16 protein-coding genes and 1 tRNA gene are annotated in these 18,836 nt (G+C 65.3%); 9 read left to right on the forward strand and 8 right to left on the reverse strand.

Annotated features, from left to right (window positions below; genetic code table 11):
• Positions 1-49 precede the first annotated feature (49 nt).
• Positions 50-1,288: a tRNA guanosine(34) transglycosylase Tgt gene (gene tgt / locus B843_RS01260; protein WP_025251716.1), complete on the forward strand. Its 1,239-nt coding sequence runs from the start codon at positions 50-52 to the stop codon at positions 1,286-1,288.
• A gap of 30 nt (positions 1,289-1,318) precedes the next feature.
• Here the strand turns inward: tgt and B843_RS01265 are convergent, their stop codons facing one another.
• Entirely contained in the window at positions 1,319-2,029 is a 711-nt protein-coding gene (locus B843_RS01265; RefSeq protein WP_025251717.1) for a TetR/AcrR family transcriptional regulator, read from the reverse strand.
• 94 nt (positions 2,030-2,123) lie between these two features.
• Here B843_RS01265 and B843_RS01270 point away from each other — a divergent pair, with 94 nt between their 5' ends.
• The gene (locus B843_RS01270; RefSeq protein WP_025251718.1) at positions 2,124-3,572 is read left to right on the forward strand and encodes an MFS transporter; all 1,449 of its coding nucleotides are present in this window, start codon (positions 2,124-2,126) and stop codon (positions 3,570-3,572) included.
• Positions 3,573-3,689: 117 nt separating this feature from the next.
• On the opposite strand, the gene B843_RS01275 is transcribed toward B843_RS01270, so the two are convergent.
• Positions 3,690-4,352 carry a queuosine precursor transporter gene (locus tag B843_RS01275; protein WP_025251719.1) on the reverse strand — a complete coding sequence of 221 codons (663 nt, stop codon included), beginning with the start codon at positions 4,350-4,352 and terminating at the stop codon, positions 3,690-3,692.
• 23 nt (positions 4,353-4,375) lie between these two features.
• Between B843_RS01275 and gluQRS the strand changes: the two genes are divergently transcribed.
• The 4 genes from gluQRS to B843_RS13970 all read left to right on the forward strand — a co-directional run bounded on the left by gluQRS (position 4,376) and on the right by B843_RS13970 (position 7,889).
• The gene (gene gluQRS / locus B843_RS01280) at positions 4,376-5,263 is read left to right on the forward strand and encodes a tRNA glutamyl-Q(34) synthetase GluQRS (protein WP_025251720.1); all 888 of its coding nucleotides are present in this window, start codon (positions 4,376-4,378) and stop codon (positions 5,261-5,263) included.
• Positions 5,260-5,808: an NUDIX hydrolase gene (locus B843_RS01285; RefSeq protein WP_025251721.1), complete on the forward strand. Its 549-nt coding sequence runs from the start codon at positions 5,260-5,262 to the stop codon at positions 5,806-5,808. Before gluQRS ends, B843_RS01285 begins: the two co-directional genes overlap by 4 nt.
• 106 nt (positions 5,809-5,914) lie before the next feature.
• Positions 5,915-7,105 (forward strand): type IV toxin-antitoxin system AbiEi family antitoxin, encoded by a 1,191-nt coding sequence (locus B843_RS01290; RefSeq protein WP_025251722.1) that lies wholly within the window; start codon positions 5,915-5,917, stop codon positions 7,103-7,105.
• Positions 7,086-7,889, forward strand: a complete 804-nt coding sequence (locus B843_RS13970) for a hypothetical protein (RefSeq protein ID WP_025251723.1) — start codon at positions 7,086-7,088, stop codon at positions 7,887-7,889. Before B843_RS01290 ends, B843_RS13970 begins: the two co-directional genes overlap by 20 nt.
• A 70-nt stretch (positions 7,890-7,959) precedes the next feature.
• Here the strand turns inward: B843_RS13970 and B843_RS01300 are convergent, their stop codons facing one another.
• The 6 genes from B843_RS01300 to B843_RS01325 all read right to left on the reverse strand — a co-directional run bounded on the left by B843_RS01300 (position 7,960) and on the right by B843_RS01325 (position 14,151).
• Positions 7,960-9,843 (reverse strand): carbohydrate-binding domain-containing protein, encoded by a 1,884-nt coding sequence (locus B843_RS01300; protein ID WP_025251724.1) that lies wholly within the window; start codon positions 9,841-9,843, stop codon positions 7,960-7,962.
• Positions 9,844-9,925: 82 nt separating this feature from the next.
• Complete coding sequence (locus tag B843_RS01305) at positions 9,926-10,726, reverse strand: polyphosphate polymerase domain-containing protein (RefSeq protein WP_025251725.1); 801 nt, start codon at positions 10,724-10,726, stop codon at positions 9,926-9,928.
• Between the two features lie 10 nt (positions 10,727-10,736).
• Positions 10,737-11,345, reverse strand: coding sequence for a DUF4956 domain-containing protein (locus B843_RS01310; protein ID WP_025251726.1), 609 nt, complete (start codon positions 11,343-11,345; stop codon positions 10,737-10,739).
• A 263-nt stretch (positions 11,346-11,608) separates the two neighbouring features.
• Entirely contained in the window at positions 11,609-12,745 is a 1,137-nt protein-coding gene (locus B843_RS01315; RefSeq protein WP_025251727.1) for a benzoate/H(+) symporter BenE family transporter, read from the reverse strand.
• A gap of 340 nt (positions 12,746-13,085) precedes the next feature.
• Entirely contained in the window at positions 13,086-13,964 is an 879-nt protein-coding gene (locus B843_RS01320; RefSeq protein ID WP_155895068.1) for a hypothetical protein, read from the reverse strand.
• A gap of 101 nt (positions 13,965-14,065) precedes the next feature.
• Positions 14,066-14,151, reverse strand: a tRNA-Ser gene (locus B843_RS01325).
• A 387-nt stretch (positions 14,152-14,538) separates the two neighbouring features.
• On the opposite strand from B843_RS01325, the gene B843_RS01330 reads away from it, so the two are divergent.
• Genes B843_RS01330 through B843_RS01340 form a run of 3 tightly spaced genes read left to right on the forward strand, consistent with a single transcriptional unit; the run spans position 14,539 to position 18,779 of the window.
• On the forward strand, positions 14,539-16,461 hold the full coding sequence (locus tag B843_RS01330; protein ID WP_025251729.1) for a beta-glucoside-specific PTS transporter subunit IIABC: 1,923 nt from the start codon (positions 14,539-14,541) through the stop codon (positions 16,459-16,461).
• Between the two features lie 14 nt (positions 16,462-16,475).
• A complete protein-coding gene (locus B843_RS01335) occupies positions 16,476-17,879 on the forward strand; it encodes a glycoside hydrolase family 1 protein (RefSeq protein WP_025251730.1) in 1,404 nt (467 codons plus the stop codon).
• Positions 17,880-17,915: 36 nt separating this feature from the next.
• The gene (locus tag B843_RS01340) at positions 17,916-18,779 is read left to right on the forward strand and encodes a PRD domain-containing protein (RefSeq protein ID WP_025251731.1); all 864 of its coding nucleotides are present in this window, start codon (positions 17,916-17,918) and stop codon (positions 18,777-18,779) included.
• Positions 18,780-18,836: the final 57 nt, after the last annotated feature.

Consider the following 18,836-nt stretch of genomic DNA (forward strand, 5'->3'; position numbering starts at 1 on the left):
CCGAGCATCCGCGCGGGCGGTTTCCGTGCGGACTGTAGGATGGTCAACCATGGATACAACCTTCACCCTTGGCACCCAGCTGCACGACGGCCCGGGTCAGCACGGCCGCACGGGCACCATCCACACCCCGCACGGCGACATCCAGACCCCGGCGTTCATCCCGGTGGGAACCAAGGCCACGGTGAAGACGCTCACCCCGGAGCAGGTCAAGGACACCGGCGCCCAGGCGGTGCTGTCCAACGCCTACCACCTCTACCTGCAGCCGGGTCCGGACATCGTCGATGAGGCTGGCGGCGTCGCCGCCTTCGAGCACTGGGACGGCCCCACCTACACCGACTCCGGCGGATTCCAGGTTATGAGCCTCGGCGTGGGGTTCAAGAAGGTGCTGGCCATGGACACGAAGGGGCTCCAGGACAGCGACATCCGCGCGCAGAAGAAGGACCGCTTCGCGCAGGTCGACGAGGACGGCGTGGACTTCCGCTCGGTCATCGACGGCTCCAAGCACCGCTTCACACCCGAGGTGAGCATGCAGATCCAGCACCAGCTCGGCGCGGACATCATCTTCGCCTTCGACGAGTTGACCACGCTCGTGGACACCCGCCTCTACCAAGAGCAGTCGGTCGCGCGCACCCATCGCTGGGCCAAGCGCTGCCTCGACGAGCACGAGCGCCTCACCAACGAGCGCCCGGGCAAGCCGCTGCAGTCGCTGTGGGGCGTGGTGCAGGGGGCGCAGTACGAGGACCTGCGCCGCCAGGCCATCCGCGGGCTGCTGGACCTGTCCAAGGAGGCCGAGGACGCGGGTCGCCGCGGCTTCGGCGGATTCGGCATCGGCGGCGCCCTAGAGAAGGAGAACCTAGGCACGATCGTGGGCTGGGTCTGCGACGAGATCCCCGCCGACAAGCCCCGCCACCTGCTGGGCATCTCCGAGCCGGACGACCTGTTCACCGCGATCGAGGCGGGCGCGGACACCTTCGACTGCGTGGCGCCGACCCGCCTGGGCCGCCGCGGCGGCGTGTACACCCTCGACGGCCGCATGAACCTCCCGGCCGCGCGCTTCAAGCGCGACTTCACCCCGATCGACGCGGAGGTCGGCGGCTACGTCAACGAGCACTACACCCGCGCGTACATCCACCACCTGTTCAAGGCGAAGGAGTACCTGGGGCAGTCGCTGTGCACGATGCACAACCTCACGTTCATGATCCAGCTCGTCGACAACATCCGCGCCGCCATCAACGACGGCACCTACTGGGAGTTCAAGCAGGAGTTCCTGGGCAGGTACTACGCCTAGCTTGCTTATCGACGCCTACGGCGGGCATCCCTAGGGCCTGCCGGGAGCAAAGGGGATCCCGGCAAGAGTTGCGATTCCGCTAAGGAACAGGTCGACGCCCTCCTGGAACTGCAGGGCGTCGTCGTGGTGCTCGAACTCGTCGACGATGGAGTGAAGAAAGGGGAATTCCTCCTCGTCGAAGGCGCGCCACCGGTCCGCGACGGTGCCCAGATCCTCCTGCTTCGAGGCGTCGTTGTTGGCCACCGGGGCGGCCGAATGCTGCTCGCTCATCTCCGCGCCGAAGCCGGTGACGAAGTTGATGAGCGAGGTCACGGCGTTGAAGCGCTGCCTCGGGGTGAGGTCGAGGGGGAGGAGCTGCTGGCCGAAGAGCTCGAAGAGCTTCATCGAGTTCGGCTGCATCGTCGTGTCCCGCATGAGGTAAGGACCCAGCCAGAAGTGGCGCTGCATGGCTGTGAAGAAGGCCATGGACAGCTCGCGGAGCGCGTCGATGGGGTCGTCGGGTAGATCGAGGGTGGCGATCGCCTCGCCCATGACCTCGTTGGTGGCTAGGTTGATGAGGTCTTCCTTGCTGGCCACGTAGTGATACAGGCTGCCCACGCCCGTGTCGAGGCGGGAGGCGAGCGCACGCAGGGTGAGCGCGGCGACCCCGGATTCGTCGAGAAGCGCCACCGCATTGGATACGACGGTGTCGAGGGAAAGCGTGGGGCGGCGGCCTCGTCGGCGGGTGTTCTCGGTGCTCATGGCCCCATTGTGCCACAAGGCTTGACTATTTCCGAACGCAGTTCTATTCTCGAACGCAGTTCGATAGAACATGGTTCGAAATTAAGGAGATGCCATGACTTCCACCCTCACCGCCGCTCCCGCGGCGAAGGAGACGCTGCGCGGGGCCTGGGTTCCGCTCGCGGCGCTCTGCCTCGCGTTCTTCGTCGAGATGGTTGACAACACGATCATGGTTATCGCGCTGCCGTCCATCACCCGTGACCTGGGCGCTTCCACCGCTCAGCTGCAGTGGGTCACCGGCGCCTATTCGCTGGTCTTCGGCTCTCTGCTGCTGACGGCGGGCTCCATCGCCGATCGCTTCGGCCGCCGCCGCACGCTCGTGTGGGCGCTCGGTGGCTTCGGTGCCGTCTCGGCGCTCGTGTGGTTTGTTCACACGCCGGGCGAGCTCATCGCAATGCGCGCGCTGCTCGGCGTCGCCGCCGCGGGCATGGCGCCCGTGACCATGAGCCTCGTGTTCCGGCTCTTCCAGGACACTGCCGTGCGCATGCGCGCGATCAACCTGATGGTCGTCATCGGCATGAGCTCCATGGCCATCGGCCCGCTGGCAGCGGGCCTCGCGCTGGAGCAGGTCAGCTGGCATTGGCTGCTTTTCGTCAACACCCCTATCGCCGCGCTCGCCGTCCTCGGCGTGATGAGGGGCGTCGGCGCCGACACTGCCGATGAGCTTCACGACGCCCCCATCGACCTCCCCGCGGTCTTCTTCACCATCGCCGCGATCGGCCTGGGCTGCTACACCTTGACCAGCGGCACGGACTTCGGCTGGCTCAGCGTGCGCACCCTGGCCTGCGCGATCGGCGCTGCGGTCGCCATTGCCGCTTTCGTCGTGCGCGAACGCACCGCTTCCCACCCCATGATTGAGCTCTCGTTGCTTTCCCACCGCACGGTCCGCGGCGCCGCTCTCGCCCAGGCTGGCGCCTCCATCGCCCAGATGGCGATGATGCTGCTCATCATGATGCACCTGCAGTTCGCCCTCGGCTGGTCCCCGCTCAAGGCGGGACTGGGCAACCTGCCCTTCCTGTTTACGATGCTCGCGGCCACCCCGCTCGCGGAGAACCTCACCGCCCGCTTCGGTCACCGCATCACCTGCCTCATCTCCGGTGCGCTCATCGCCGTCGGCCTCGGCCTGCTCGGCTGGGGCGTGCCCCACGGCTTCGCCGCCATGATCCCCGGCATCGTCGTCATGACCGCCGGGCTGCGCGTCATCATGACCGTCTGCGCCGTGGCGCTCATCGAGGCAGCGCCCGAGGACCGAACCACGCTCGCCACCGCGCTCAACGACGTGGTCCAGGAGGTCGGCGCCTCCCTCGGCACCGCCATCGAGGGCACCCTCATCGCGGTGCTGGTCACCAAGGTCCTACCCGCCGACGCCTGGCCCGCCGCGCTCCAGCTCAGCTTCTTCCACGGCGAGCGCGTCGTCTACATCGTGGTCGCCGTCATCGTGGCGCTCGTCGTGGGCTACGGTGCGGCTACGCTCACCGACTCCACGGCCACCGAGGAACACTAGCCCCGCCAACGCGCAAGCCCGACTTCACTCACTAGACTTCGCCCCAAAACATACCCCTGACGGGTATCAAAATCGGGTGAAGTCTAGTGACTGAAGTCGGGTCTGCGATCGGGGCTGCTAGGCGTAGTAGTTCTCGCGCTTTTTCACCCACGCGATGACCGTGTAGGTGATCGGCATGACGATGACCTCCACCAGGGTCTTCCAGATGAACCCCACCACGACGTAGTTGACGGTGTCGGAGACCGTCGTGATCCCGATGACCGGGGCCGCGATGAGGCAGAAGATGAGGGTGTCGCCGAACTCGCCGACGATGGTGGAGCCGATGAGCCGCTGCCACAGCGACTTCTCGCCGGTGCGGCGCTTGATGAGCGTCAGCGTCCACGCGTTGAGCATCTGGCCCACGGCGTAGCCGCACAGCGAGGCGAAAACGATGCGCGGCACGAGTCCCAGGATGGCGCTGAACGCGTCCTGGTTCTCGTAGAAGTCGGCGGCGGGCAGCCAGATTGCCACGTAGAAGGCGACCACGGCCATGATCGTGGTGAAAAAGCCCGCCCAGATGGCGCGCCGGGCCGCCTTGAACCCGTAGCACTCGGCGAGGACGTCGCCGATGACGTAGGCGGCGGGGAAGAGGAAGAAGGCGCCGTCGGTGACGAGCGGCCCGATCGTCACGCCCTTCGTCGAGGTGATATTCGAGATCATGAACACCGCCACGAAGAGCGAGAGCAGGATCGGGTACAGGCTGTCTTGGACGCGGATAAAGCGCGGTTGAGTATTTGTCACCCGTAAATCCTACGATGGATGCCATGAGTTCCCCACGCGGCGCCGGCCGCTATGCCCCCAGCCCCTCCGGCGACCTGCACTTCGGCAACCTGCGCACGGCACTGCTCGCGTGGCTGTTCGCGCGCTCGACGGGGCGGGAATTTTACATCCGGGTCGAGGACGTCGACACGCAGCGCTCCTCGCAAGAGTCCGCCGCCCGCCAGCTGGAGGACCTCGCCGCGATCGGGCTCGACTGGGACGGGGAGGTGCTCTACCAGCACGATCGCTTCGCCGCCTACGAAGAGGCGCTTGCCACGCTGCCGGTCTACGAGTGCTACTGCTCCCGCCGCGACATCCAGGAGGCGTCCAGCGCCCCGCACGTCATCCCCGGGCACTACCCCGGAACGTGCCGTGAGCTTTCCGACGCTACGCGCGCGGCCAAACGGGCGGAGCTCTCAGCCCAGGGCCGGGTCCCCGCCCTGCGGCTCAAGGCCGAGGTCACAGAGTGGACCATCCACGACTTCTACGCCGGCGAGGTTGCTGGCGAGGTCGACGACATGATCCTGCGCCGCGGCGGGCAGCAGCCCGACTGGGCCTACAACCTCGCCGTCGTGGTCGACGACGCCTTCCAAGGCGTGGACCAGGTGGTCCGCGGCGATGACCTGTTGAGCTCCGCCGCGCGCCAGGGCTACCTTGCCCACCTGCTGGGGGTTTCCACCCCGGAGTTCGTGCACGTCCCGCTGGTTCTGAACGAGCAGGGTGGGAGGTTGGCCAAGCGGGATGGGGCCGTCACCCTTCGGGAGATGGGCGAGCCTTTGGCCGTCGTCAAGCAGCTTGCAACCTCGCTGGGAATGGAAGCGGGATCGGCGCGGGAGATGCTGGAGCGCTTCGACCCGGCCGCGCTGAGCAGGAAGCCGTGGGTGTGGAAGTGAGCGAGTTTTTCGACGTCATCGACGCGAACCGGCAGCCGACCGGCGAGCGCAAGGAGCGCGGCAGCCTGTTCGAGGAGGGCAAGTTCCGGCAGGTGGTGCACGTGTGCCTCATCGACGAAGGCGGCCGCATGCTGCTGCAACGCCGCGCAAACGACAAGGCGACCTGGCCGGGAAAGTGGGACGTCTCGGTGGGCGGCAGCGTCATCGCGGGCGAGACCAGCGCGCAGGGGGCGGCGCGCGAGGCGAGAGAAGAGCTCGGTATCGACCTGGATCCGGCGGCGCTGCGACCGGCGATGAGCTTTAGCTTCCCCTACGGCTACGACGACTTCTATCTCATCCCGTGGACGGGCGGCCACGACGGCTTCCGCGTGCCGAACGACGAGGTCAGCGAGGTGCGGTGGGCAACCGAGCGGGAGGTGATGGCGCTGCACGCGGCGGGCGAGTTCGTCACCTTCCGTGAGTCCGCGCTGCACATGGCCTTCGACCTGGCGGGCAAGCGATCGATCCTCGACGGCGGGGAGGAGCATCTGGGGACCTACGGGTAGCGCTTCCGCCGAAAACAACGGAAGCGACGCGGTTAGTGGCTTTGACGTGCTCTGTTCACTAATAATGAACGTTCATTTTTGGTGAACATCGTGATATTCTGGCCGCATGACGGCAGAACTCTTCCAAGATTGGAACGAAAGATTGGAACGCGCCAGCGTCCCGATCCGTCTTTACTCAACGGGCCCCTCTCGGCCGCATGAGCTGGTCGAGGGAGTCACCGAGGCTCCTGCTCGGTTGCAAGTGGTGCATGAGGGGCCCCTGAATGATGCCGCGTTCGTTGTTTACGAGGTGGAGTCTTTCGAGCCGATCAGAAAGTTAATGCAGATCTTGGGAAACTACCGTTTGAACACGCCATCAGTGAAGGACACGCGGGCGCCGATCGACGCGAAGCGCGGGATGCTGCTGGCCCCGCAGATTCGGCCGCGGGAGGCAGAAAGACTACGCGAGATGGGAGTTGCCTTCGCAGATTACCGGGGTAACTGCTTCCTCAGCCTGCCGGAGAGTCTCATCGACATCAGGGGTAAGACGGCCCCCGCGCCTTCGGAAGGGAAGGCAGCTTCGGCGAGTCGGCGGAGCAAGCGGCGCGCGGCGGCTCTGTTTACCCCGCGAAGGGCGCAGGTGGCGGCTATGCTGCTTTCCTACCCAATGCTCCTAAGCTCCTCGGTGCGCGAGATCGCATGGGCTGCGAATGTTTCCACTGGTACGGCCGCCGGTGCCCTGAAACTGTTCGCGGAATCCGGCTATCTTTTTTCCATGGGGGACCGTTACTGCTTCCGCTCGGCGACGCTCATGCTCTCCGCGTGGGCGAGGGAGTACCCGTCGGGGCTGGGTAGGCAGCTGAGCAGATTCGACGGAGTAGGCGACCTAGCGCGGATTGCAGAGGGGGATCGGCTCGGGTGGGTGAGCGGAGACCTTGCTGTCTCCGACCTCATCAGCACACTTGAGGGAATCTTCTACGTAGAAGATGAAACAACTGCCAGGCGCCTAGTCCGAGAGGGAAGGGTTCGACTCAACACAGGGGAGAATTCGTCGCGGCGCGTCGCAGGCGGGACGGCCTTGGGAGTGTCCATCAACCAGGCATTCTGGGCGGGTACGGTTCTTAGGCAGCTCGAGGCGCGGGAGGGGTCTCCAAGTTTTAGACAGAGGGGGACTTGGGCGCGGTGGGAAGTCGCACCGCTGGCGGTCATCTACGCCGATCTGATAAACAACGTGGATCCTCGGCTCCACGAAGTCTCAGTGCGGGTCGAAGAGGCCATGGCAGCGAGATGGGAGGCCCATGGATTCGGAAAACCATGACCTGGTTTTCGTGATGCAGCGACTCTGCGAAGTGGTCGATTCCTCTAGGCTCCTATTGGTCGGCGCCCGATGCCGAGACATTCATCAGCAACTCATCATGGGAGAACCGGCCGCCCGAGCCACGAGAGATATTGATCTCGCATTCGGCGTCGAATCATGGGCGGAATTTGAGAGGCTGAAGGAGGCGTTTCCTGCACCGGGACATGGATGGCAATCGATCAGTGTGGAGGGATTGCTTGTAGACATCCTCCCCTTCGGAGAGATCGAGTATCCGCCGGGTGAGGTCTTGTCCGAAGATGGCTTTCGCCTCAACGTGTCCGGTATGAAAGAAGTTTTCGCGGCGGCCCAGCCGATCGGGTTAGACAACGAGACCACCGTCTTACTGCCAACGGTCCCGGGACTCGCCGCCCTAAAATTACACGCCTGGTTAGACAGGAAAGAACGTGGAATATACAAGGACGCCAATGACATTGCCTTGATATTTACGTGGTACGAGGAATCACGAGACCGGCTGTGGGAGAAGTACCCAATGGCAGAGCCGGATGAATACCTTGGCGACGAAAGCGCCATGGCTGCACTCCTTGCAGGCTACGAGGTCGGGAAGTTGCTAGGGGAGAAGGAAACGAAAGCGTTGCTGTCGCGGTTCGCGGACGGTCGCGAGGCGGGCAGGCGGCTATTCGCCGACAAGCTGGGGGCTCTTTCAGGGACCTCGATCCCATTTACGGAGAGGCAGCTGCAGGTTGAGGCGCTGATTCGGGGGATGGAGCGGGCGCTAGAAGAATAGGCGACCCCGCAAAGCCGATAACGGCTTCGCGGGGTCGTCCTTGAGTCGAGCGAAATGCTTCGCCTAGGGGCTATGCTCCGGTCGAGGCAGAGGTGCCTGAGTCACTGGTCCCAGAAGTGCTTCCCTGCTGCCCGGGCATGCCCATTCCGCCGCCCATGCCGCCGGGGCCCATCGTGGACTGCGTCGCCTCACCGGCGGTGACGGAGGTGTCGGTGCCGTTGACGCTCACGGTGTAGGACTCGCCGTTGGTGATCTTCGAGGAGGAGAACTGAACCAGCCCGAAGTCCTTGGTGGCCGTGAACTCGGCGATCGTGTTGCCGGAGGAGTCCTTGACGGTGATGGTGTCGCCCGCGCTGCCGGAGGCGGCGGCGGAGATCCATCCCTGGCCGTCGGTGCTGGTCGGGTCCGCGGCCATGCCGTTGGAGCCGACGCCGATGAGCGTACCGCCGGTGATGGTGTAGTCGCCCGCGTAGTCGATGGTGCCGTTGCCGCCGTTGGTCGGGCCCCAGACGGTGACGGTGCCGCCGCTGATGGACAGGTCGCCGTTGGAGTCGAGGCCGTCGCCGCCCGCGTTGACGGTGAGCGTGCCGCCGGTGATGTTGACCTGCTCGCCGGTGGACTGGTCGCCGCCGCCCATGCCGCCGCCGGGGCCGCCCTGTGGCATCTGCGAGCCGTCGGAAGGCATCTGCATGTCGGTGGGCGGTGTCATGCCGGAGCCGTCGCCGGAGGGCGCCTGCATGTCGGTCGGCGGGGTCATACCCTGCTGATCCTGCTGGCCCTGCTGCCCGGCTGCGCCCGGATCGGTGCTGGTGGTGTCGTCGGTCGCCTCCTCCGAGGAGGCGGCGAGGCCGTCCTCGACGGTGGTGGAGCCGGAGCCGTTGACGCCGTCGTCGGTGGAGGTGACCTCGACCTGGCCATCGGAGATCGTGATGAGGCCGCCCTCCAGGCCCTCGTTGGACTTGGTCACGTTGACGTTGGCGCCGTCGAGGACGAGCGCGACCTCGGCGTGGACGCCGTCGTCGGAGGTGGCCGCGGTGATGTCGCCGCCGGTCAGGCGGGCCGCGCCCTTGGAGTGGATCGCGTCGTCGGCGGAGGAGATATTGATGGTGCCGCCCTCGATGATGACGTAGGTGTCGGCCTTGATGCCCTTGGCGGAGGTCTCCGTCTTGGAGGCGTCCGAGCCGCCGCCGGCGTTGAGGTCCAGGCTGCCGCCGGTGACGATGACGTCGGTGTAGCCGTAAACGGCGTCGCCGGTGGAGGTGACCTTGATAGTGCCGCCGGAGATGTCGACGTAGCCCTTGGTCTCGTCGTCGTCCTTGTCGGACTTGATGCCGTCGCCGCCAGCCTCGACCGTGACGGTGCCGTCCTTGATCACGAGGGCGTCGTTGCCCTGGATGCCGTCGTCGGCGGCCTTGACGTTGATGGTGCCGGACTCGATGACGAGGTCGTCAGAGGAGGTGATGCCGTCGGCGTCGGAGGTGACGTTGAGCGTGCCGGACCCCATGAGCGTGAGGTCGGAGGAGGCGGTGATCGCGCCGGTGGAGTTGGTGCCGGTCGTGGAGATGGCAACGTCGTCGGCGGCGGTGACGGTGATCGTTCCGCTGATGGTGGCGTTGTCGAGGATGAGCGCGACCTGGGCGCCGTCGGCGTTGATCGTCACGGAATCGTAGTCGCCGCTGAGCTTGTACACGCCGCCCGAGGTGATCTCCACGTTCTTGTCGGTCACGGTGGTGGCGTCCGACTCGTTCCACTCGGTGTAGGCCGAGGCGTCGGAGTTGTCGGCGAGCGCCTGCTCGGCGGTCGGCGGGTTGGTCGTGTCGTAGCTGCCGGAGGTCGACGCCGACTGGCTCACCGAGGTTGAAGTCGAGGAGATGGAATCGGTGCCAGTGGAGCAGGCGCCGAGAGCCAAGGTGGTGGCGAGGAGCGCTGCGGAGAGGGTCTTTTTCAGGTTCATGGGAGTTAGGGAGGTCCTTGGGTTTGTGTTTTTTGCTTATCGACGCCCACCGCTTCGCGGTGGGGTACTACGTGGGAAAGGTTTAGTCGTGGAAGTACTCGTTGAGGACGCGGTTCCAGCGATTGTGGGGGAGCGAAGGATCAAGGGCAGCCATGCCGGTGCCGAACTTGGAGATCTTCGCCGGCCGGTGGCCGGAGGCCCACAGGAGCCGGTCGATCTGGCTCGCCTGCGCGCCGGACTTGGTCTCAACGATGACCATGTCGGGCCGCTCGATGTAGCCCTGGCGGCTGGCCCAGTCGAGCTCGGTGTCCACGGTGGCGCGGCCGGAACCATCGGCCATGAGCAAAGTGGTGCGGTTGTAAGTGCCCCACATGGAGGCCTCGAGCCGCTCGCTGATGCCCGCCGGCTGCCCGGCCTTGACCAGCTTGTGCTCCAGCCAGTCGCGGATGCTGTTGTCGAGTTCACCCTTGTTGGCCAGCTCCGGGGAGTAGGGGATGCGCTCCTTCACGGTCACCCCGCGCGGCCCCTTGGCCTTGACCTCGAGGAAGGAGGTGTCGGAATCGACGTAGGTGCGGGTACGCACCTTGAACTTGCGGCGGCGCTTGTGGGCCGCCAGGTAGAAGCTGCGGTGGTCGTCGGTGTCGAAGTAGATGGAGCGGTAGGGCTGTGGGGCCTTGCCGTTGATCTTGAGCACCTTGGTGTGCGGATCCAGACCGCCAAGCGCCTGTGCAAGATCCTGCCGGTGCAGGACGTACTTGCGGTCGATGCGGGTGAGCATGGCGGCCTTTGCGACGAGGTCATCGAGGCTGATCGGCTCGAGCTGTGCGTAAAAATCCATGGCGTTGCGGTGGCGGGGCGGAAGGGTGCGGACGGTGGTGCTCATGATGAATCTCCTAGCTGCTGAAGGTGTCGATGGACTCGCGCTGCGGGTTTTCCTGGATGGAAGGGGCGTCGGGGTCACGGTGGAGGCTGACCTCGACGAGCGTGAGGTCGTTGACTAGGTCGAGCTTGTTGACCTTGACCGACTTGACGTGCGCGCCGGTCAGATCCTCGAGCTCGCGGTGCAGCTCGTCCGGATCCGCGATGGCCCGGTCGAGCTGGATGGTGGTGTGCTCGACCCCGCGGCGGGCGATGGCGTCGGTGTCGGCGATGGACACGACGAGCAGCGGCAGGACGATCATGACGATGCCAAAGACGTTGACCGAGGTGGCTAGGCCGGCGATGAGGCCCATGGCCAGGGAGGTGAAGTAATAAGACACCTCGCGCTGGTTGATCTCCGAGGAACGCAGGCGGATGATGGACAGCACACCGAAGAGGCCGAGCCCGAGCTCCGCGCCCTCGTGGGTGTTGGCGAGGACCTGGGAGACGGCGAGGACGCCGATGTTGACTCCCCAAAAGGCGACGATGAGGTCGGAGCGATGGTGTCGGGGGAAGTAGATGCCGAAGGTCAAGATGCCCATCGCGACAAAGTCGATGGCGATCATGATGGCGGTGGCGGTCATTATGGGGCCTTTCAGGGGATAGGGGCGACGGTTAAAGGGTGGGGAGGAGGTGTCTCCCACCGGCGTTGGAATTAACTATCGCGAGCTATCCTGTGGATGCCCTGAAAAATCCTCGCGAGATGCGTCGGAAGTGCCGCAGAACAAAAGCAATCGGAAGTCAAGTTTTCAATAAAACTGACATATTCCCAGCTCAAAGGTTAATACTGGGTGTCCCTTCGATGAATATCGGATACGTCGCCGTAGGCGTCGGCAAGCGAAAACCGCTAGCGCCTGCGCAAAACCGCAAAGAGAACAAGGCCCGTGACGAGCGCCCACATGGCCTGGCTGACGCCGAAAAAGGAGACGCCGGACGCGGCGACGACGAAGGTGCCCACGACCGGTAGGCGCGCGGACTCGTCCTTCCACGCGCCCGCGACGGACGAGCCAAATGTGCCCAGCAGCGCGAGGCCGGCGACCGCCGCGATGACGCCCGCGGGCGCGACCGTGGCCACCGCGACCACCGCCGCGCAGGCCACTGCGAGCACCACATAGGACGCGCCGGAGAACAGCGCTGCCTGGTAGCGCTTCTCCTTGGAGACTCCCGTCTCGGGCGCCGCGGCCAGCGCCGCAGAGATCGCCGCGAGGTTGACCGACAGGCCGCCGCCTGCGGCCGCGAGGGCCGACCCCAACCCCGTGACCAGCATCGATGCGCGCCAGTTAGCCTCGTAACCGTAGGCCTTGAGCACCGCCACGCCCGGCAGGTTTTGCGAGGCCATCGTGACGATGAACAGCGGCAGCGCCACGCCGATGATCCCCGCCATGCTGAACTGAGGGGCGACCAGCTCGAGGTGCGGCAGCAGCTGCGCGGCGTCGATGCCGTGAACCTGCACGCCGATGACCGCGACGGCAATCCCGAATGCCGCGGGCACCGCCCACTGCGGGAAGAACCGCATACCCACGACCCACACCACGACGACCGGCGCGACCGACCACGGGTTCACCTTGAGACCCGTGACCACCTGCGCGCACAGGGGGAGCAGCACGCCCGCGAGCATCGCCTGGGCGATGGGGGCGGGGATGCGCGCCACGAGGTCGGCCAGCGGCCGCCACAGCCCCGAGGCGACGATGAGCGCCGCGCAGACGAGGAAGGCACCCACGGCCTCGCCGAAGCTGCCGGTCGCCGCGCCCGCGCCGCCGAGCAGGGCCGCGCCGGGTGTGGACCACGCCGCGGTGGTGGGGATGCGGGTGCGCCACGCGAGGACGAGCGTGCTCAGCCCCACCGCGAGGCACAGGAGGGTCAGCCCGCTGGCGGCCTGGCCGGGGGTCGCGCCCACCGCTTGGAGCCCGGTGAGCACGATCGTGAACGAGGAGCAAAAGCCCACGAGCGTGGTGATGAGTCCTGCGGCGGCTGCGCGTGTCATGGCTGTTACCTTTCGATTCTTCCTGAGTGAAAGGTATCACGTTACCTATCGGGCAATAGGTGACGAGGTAAGGCATAATGGACTCATTGTTGAGAAAACGAAAGTCAGTGTCCTTTGATTTTTCAGAACGCTCTCAGCAGCCCCATGGGCACCTGACTGGAGACAGTCTGGCGCCTAGTGGCCGTCAGTGACCGTACCAGCCACTTTTTGGCCGCGTGACCACCCGAAGAATCTCTTTCCTCGCCCTAGCGCTCATCGCGGGCGTTGCGGCGGCCCGCAGGAAGAAGTAGGGTTTGCCCTTGCTTTCCGACGCCAAGGCCACGGGCCTAACGCCGGAAAGCTAGCGCTTGGTGGCGAGCGTCGTCACGCCGAGCGTCGCGAGGATCGCGACGATGAGCGCGGCGGCCAGCCAGCCGATCTGCTGCGCGGCGCTGACCGTATTTTCCACCTTCGGCGCCGCCGTGACCGGCGCGGCCTGTGTCGACGAGGGCGCGGGTGCCGCGGGAACTGGGGCGGGGCTAGACGCCGGCGACGTGGCGGGCTCGGACGAGGCGGTCGGAGTCGCCGTGCTGCTGGGAGTCGACACGGCGGTCGAGGACTCGCCCGCGCCCAACAGGTCCGCGCAGTCCTCGACGGCCGCGTTGAAGTCCGCGGCGAAGTAGTCGAACCCGTCCGCCTCGAGCAGCCCCTGGAAGTAGGCGAGCGCCGCCTGGGTGTGCACGTACTCGGCCGCGATGGAGGCTGCCGACTGCTTCTTCGCGTCGAGGTTCATGAGGTCCGCGTTCGTGATCGACAACGGCTTGTCGTAGAAGCCGGTCATGCCCGCGTACATCGCCGCGCGCAGCATGGTCTCCGCCTCGCCCGAGTCGAAGCCAGCGGATGCGGTGGCCTTGTCGATGGCCGCCTGCGATTCCGCCGGGATCGGCTGGGTCGGGCTTTCCTTCGTGGCGTTGGCCAGCTCGTTGAACTGCTGGGCAGCCTGCGGGAAGTCGCTGACCAGGGCCGCGCGCACGCGGTCACCGTGGCCGGAGGAGTTCCACGAGGATCGGTCGGCGGTGATGTAGCACTGCTGCTGGCCGGTGCCGTCATCCTCGAGGCTCACGGTCGCCGCCTGCGCGAGCGGCGCGGCGGTCAGTGCCGCGGCGGCAACAACCCCCAAGAGAGCGATTCGTGTGCGCATGGTGACCTCCTCGCGGCCGAGACGGGTTCTTACTGCCACTCTAACCCCTTAAGGTGGCTGGCCGTAGGCGTCGGAAAGCGAACTGCAATCGGAAAACGCAAAAATCCCCTTGACCTGCGAAAAGTCAAGGGGATGGACTGCGGAGGATGTGGGATTTGAACCCACGAGGGTCGTGAAACCCGCACGCGTTCCAGGCGTGTGACATAGGCCGCTAGTCGAATCCTCCAGCGTTCACAGGTGTTCACCTGCGTACTCGGAACACAATACACAAGCGCCACAAAAAACTGCAAATCACGCCGTGAGCGCGCGTTTTTGCACGTCATGCGGCTTTTGCTTGTCGACGACTAAAGCTATGACCGCCGCCACATCGCGGGGTGCAAACGGTGACGTACCACACTGACTATTGACTTCGATAGGGCGGTGATGCATAGTCGAGTCAAGCGCTTACCCCACGAGGTAGGCCCTGGATTGTAACCCCGTTTGAACCGGGGGCAAGACCTGAGAAACGAGCCGATGATGTCGGCCCGTGGCTCGGGTCTTTTTGTGTTTCTAGGGCTTGACCTCCTTGTTTGTTCAATTACAACGGCACACTAACTCGGAAGGAGCCATCACGATGGCTACCAAAACCAACTACGCCCCGCTGGCGGAGGACGTCGTCGCCGCGTTCGGCGGCGCGGACAACATCGCCTCGTTCACTCACTGCGCGACCCGACTCCGCTTCAAGGTCAAGGACGCCTCCAAGGCGGACCTGAAGAAGGCCGAGAAGGTCGACGGCGTCATCACCGCGCTTGCCGCTGGCGGCCAGCATCAGGTCGTCGTCGGCAACGACGTGCCTTTCGCCTACGAGGCCGTCGCGGCGCTGCCCGGCATGGCCCACAAGGGATCCATGGATGACGGCGGCGAGGCCGCCGACGACGAGCCGGGGGAGAAGGACGGTAACCTCTTCAACCGCTTCGTCGCGATGATCTCGGCGATCTTCAGCCCGATCCTGTGGTGTCTGGCTGGCATCGCGCTCGGAAAGGCGTTCCTCTCCGGCGCCGTCACGCTGGGGTGGATGTCCGACCAGACCACCACCTACACCATCCTCAACGTCACCTTCGACGGACTGTTTACCTTCCTGCCCTTCTTCCTCGCGGTGACCGCTGCGCGCTACTTCCGTACCGACATCTTCATCGCCATGGCCGTCGTGGCGCCGCTGCTGCACCCGTCGCTGACGGCGTTGACGGACTCCGGAGCGCCCGTGCACTTCCTCGGCATCCCGGTGTCGCTCATCTCCTACGCTTCCTCGGTCATCCCGGCCATCGTCGCGGTGTGGGTCCTCAGCTACGTCGAGCGCTGGCTGAGCAAGGTGCTGCCGTCGTCGATCCGAAACTTCATGGTTCCGCTGCTGTGCGTGACCATCATGGTCCCGCTCGTGCTGCTCACCATCGGCCCCGCAACGAACTTCATCGCCAATGGCCTCTCGAGCGGAGTGAACTGGCTGTTCGGGGTCGCCCCGTGGCTGGCTGGCGCGGTGTTGGGCGCCTTCTGGCAGGTGTTCGTCATCTTCGGCCTGCACTGGTCCTTCGTCCCGATCATGCTTAACGACCTGGCCACCCAGGGGTACACCTACATCACCGCCCCGCTCATGGCGGCCGTCCTCGCCCAGGCCGGTGCCGTCGCCGCGGTCGCGATCCGTTCCAAGAATGCCTCCCGCCGCAAGGTCGCAGGACCCGCAACCCTGTCCGCCTTCCTCGCCGGTGTCACCGAGCCGACCATCTACGGCATCAACCTGCCTCTAAAGACCCCGTTCTACGTGGGCTGCGTGGCCGGCGCCGTGGGTGGCGCGATCATCTCAGCAGGTGGCAGCGCGTTTAACGCCTTCGTCTTCCCGTCCATGCTCGCCTTCCCGGCCGCGACGGCAATCGGTAACTTCCCGCTGTTCATCATCGGCACCGCGGTCGGCATCGTCGGCGGCTTCGTGGGCACCTGGTTCCTGCTCCCCTCCGCCGAGGCGAAGCTGGACGCCGAGGATGGCGACGACGCTGGTGAAGCGGCTGCACCCGCCGATCCCGCCGCCGAGCTCACCCCGCAGACCGGCGAGGAGAACATCCGCGCCGCCGTCCGCGGGACCGTGGTCGGCCTCGAGAACGTCTCCGACAAGGTGTTCGCCTCCGGCGCGATGGGCAAGGGGCTGGCGATCACGCCCTCCGATGGCCAGGTCGTCGCCCCCGTCGCCGGCACCGTCATCGCCGCACCGAAGTCCGGACACGCCTTCGGCATCAAGACCGACTCCGGGGTCGAGCTGCTCGTCCACGTCGGCCTCGACACCGTGAAGATGAAGGGCGAAGGATTCGACGTGAAGGTCGCCCGCGGCGACCGGGTCGAGGAGGGACAGCTGCTCGTCGGGGCCGATCTCGACGCCATCGCCAAAGCCGGGTTCGAGGACACCACCATCCTTGTGGTCACCAACACCGCCAAGCTCACCGACGTCACCGTCACCGCCCACGAGGGGCAGCAGGTCACCGAGGACGTCGTCATCACCACCACCAAGTAAAAAGGAGCACACCAATGACGCAGCAAACAGCATTCCCTGAAGGGTTCCTCTGGGGCGGCGCCACCGCCGCCAACCAACTCGAGGGCGCCTACAACGAGGGCGGCAAGGGCCTGTCCATCCAGGACGTCATGCCCAACGGCCTCATGACCCCGCCCACCGCAGAACCCACGCCCGACAACCTCAAACTCAAGGCGATCGACTACTACCACCGCTACGCCGAGGACATCGCACTCTTCGCCGAGATGGGCTTCAAGGTCTACCGCTTCTCCATCGCCTGGTCGCGCATCTTCCCCAACGGCGACGACGCCGAGCCGAACGAGGAGGGCCTAGCCTTCTACGACCGTGTGCTCGACGAGCTGGAGAAGTACGGCATCGAGCCGCTCATCACCCTGTCCCACTACGAGACCCCACTCAACCTGGCCCGCAGCTACGGCGGCTGGTCCAACCGCAAGCTGGTCGACTTCTACGTCCGCTACGCCACCACCGTCTTCGAGCGCTACAAGGATCGCGTGAAGTACTGGCTCACCTTCAACGAGGTCAACTCCATCCTCCACGAGCCGTTCCTGGGCGGTGCCATCGAGAAGAGCCGCGAGGAGATCACTGAGCAGGAGCTCTACCAGGCCATCCACCACATCATGGTTGCCTCGGCGCGCGCGACCAAGGAGGGCAAGGCCATCAACCCGGACTTCCAGATCGGCTGCATGGTCATCGCCATCCCGCGCTACCCGCTCACCCCGAAGCCGGAGGACGCCTTCAAGGCGCTGCGCGAGACCCAGCTCGACGCGTTCTTCGGCGACATCCACGTCCGCGGCGCGTACCCGAACGTGCTGCTGCGCGAGCTCCGCGAGCACGGCGTCGAGCTGGAGATCACCGACCAGGACCTCGAGGACCTGAAGAACACCGTCGACTTCGTGTCCTTCTCCTACTACATGTCCGTCGCCGAGAGCACCAACCCGAGCGCCGAAACCGGCCACGGGAACATCATGGGCGGCGTCGTCAACCCGGAGATCAAGCAGTCTGAGTGGGGCTGGGGCATCGATCCCATCGGCCTGCGCTACGCGCTTAACACCATGTGGGATCGGTGGCAGAAGCCCCTGTTCATTGTGGAAAACGGCCTTGGTGCCGTCGACAAGCTTGTCGATGGAACCGTTCACGATGATTACCGCATCGCCTACATGAACGACCACCTGGTGCAGGTCGAGGAGGCCATCAAGGACGGCATCCCGATCATGGGCTACACCTCGTGGGGCTGCATCGACCTGGTCTCCGCGTCGACGGCCGAGATCAAGAAGCGCTACGGTTTCATCTACGTCGATCTCAACTCCGACGGCACCGGCTCGCTGGAGCGCTACCGGAAGGACTCCTTCTTCTGGTACAAGGAGATTATCGCCACCAATGGCGCCTCGCTGAAGCGCTAAGCCAATTGTCCCATCCGCGAAGAAAGGAAGCACCTCGTGAAGGTCCTCCGCGTCCTCAATAACAACGTGGTGCTTTCCACCCGTCCGGATGGGACGGAGGTCGTGCTCACCGGCTGGGGCGTCGGTTTCAAGATGAAGCCGGGGCAGCTTGTCGACGAAACCAAGGTGACGCAGGTCTTCGTCCCCGAAAACAGCCGCGACGTGGACAACATGGCCCAGCTGCTCGCCGCGATCGACCCCGATTACCTCGAGCTCGTGGGAACGCTGCTGGCCAAGCACAAGGACGCCTTCGACGAGGAGTTCGGCTCGGCGACCGTCGTGGCGCTCGCCGACCACCTCCAGGTCGCCGTCAAACGCAACGGCATCGACCCGGAGCTCAGCGCGCAGCCGAACCCGCTCGAGGCCGAGGTGCGCAACCTCTACCCAGAGGAGTACCGCATCGCCGCGGAGATGCTGGGCGTGACCAACTCGTGGTTGGTGAGGCGGGGCACGCCGCCGCTGCCGGACTCTGAGGCCACCGCCATCGCGTTGCACCTGGTCAACGCCGGTTTCCGCACGGAGGACCTCGCCGAGACCTACAAGATGACGGGCCTGTTCAGCCAGCTTTTCGACGTCATCGACTCCGCCCTCGGCATCACCATCGACAGGCACTCCGTCAACGCCGCCCGGTTCATCACCCACATGCGCTACTTCTTCGTGCGAGTGAACCGGCACAAGCAGTTCGACGAGGGCATGTCGGTGCTGCGCTCGAGCCTCGAGATCTCCCACCCGGAGGCGGTGATGTGTGCCCACCGCCTCAAGAGCGTGCTCGAGCTGCGGCTGGAGACCGAGCTGCTCGACGACGAGGTGGCCTACCTCGCCCTGCACGTCGCGCGGCTGGCCAGCGAGGTAGAACGGTAGGGGCCGAGTAGTAGGGGAGCGCCGTGCCCTTAGCCTTTGGGGTTTTCCCGAACATGG

This window comes from Corynebacterium vitaeruminis DSM 20294 (assembly GCF_000550805.1).
Taxonomy (GTDB): Bacteria; Actinomycetota; Actinomycetes; order Mycobacteriales; family Mycobacteriaceae; genus Corynebacterium; species Corynebacterium vitaeruminis.

What these genes read in the sequence shown, in the direction of transcription:
- B843_RS13970 (WP_025251723.1), top strand. Translation starts at nt 7,086, where the DNA reads ATGGATTCGGAAAACCATGACCTGGTTTTCGTGATGCAGCGACTCTGC.
- B843_RS01290 (WP_025251722.1), top strand. Translation starts at nt 5,915, where the DNA reads ATGACGGCAGAACTCTTCCAAGATTGGAACGAAAGATTGGAACGCGCC.
- gluQRS (WP_025251720.1), top strand. Translation starts at nt 4,376, where the DNA reads ATGAGTTCCCCACGCGGCGCCGGCCGCTATGCCCCCAGCCCCTCCGGC.
- B843_RS01310 (WP_025251726.1), bottom strand. Translation starts at nt 11,345, where the DNA reads ATGACCGCCACCGCCATCATGATCGCCATCGACTTTGTCGCGATGGGC.
- B843_RS01335 (WP_025251730.1), top strand. Translation starts at nt 16,476, where the DNA reads ATGACGCAGCAAACAGCATTCCCTGAAGGGTTCCTCTGGGGCGGCGCC.
- B843_RS01315 (WP_025251727.1), bottom strand. Translation starts at nt 12,745, where the DNA reads ATGACACGCGCAGCCGCCGCAGGACTCATCACCACGCTCGTGGGCTTT.
- B843_RS01305 (WP_025251725.1), bottom strand. Translation starts at nt 10,726, where the DNA reads ATGAGCACCACCGTCCGCACCCTTCCGCCCCGCCACCGCAACGCCATG.
- B843_RS01270 (WP_025251718.1), top strand. Translation starts at nt 2,124, where the DNA reads ATGACTTCCACCCTCACCGCCGCTCCCGCGGCGAAGGAGACGCTGCGC.
- B843_RS01300 (WP_025251724.1), bottom strand. Translation starts at nt 9,843, where the DNA reads ATGAACCTGAAAAAGACCCTCTCCGCAGCGCTCCTCGCCACCACCTTG.
- B843_RS01330 (WP_025251729.1), top strand. Translation starts at nt 14,539, where the DNA reads ATGGCTACCAAAACCAACTACGCCCCGCTGGCGGAGGACGTCGTCGCC.
- tgt (WP_025251716.1), top strand. Translation starts at nt 50, where the DNA reads ATGGATACAACCTTCACCCTTGGCACCCAGCTGCACGACGGCCCGGGT.
- B843_RS01265 (WP_025251717.1), bottom strand. Translation starts at nt 2,029, where the DNA reads ATGAGCACCGAGAACACCCGCCGACGAGGCCGCCGCCCCACGCTTTCC.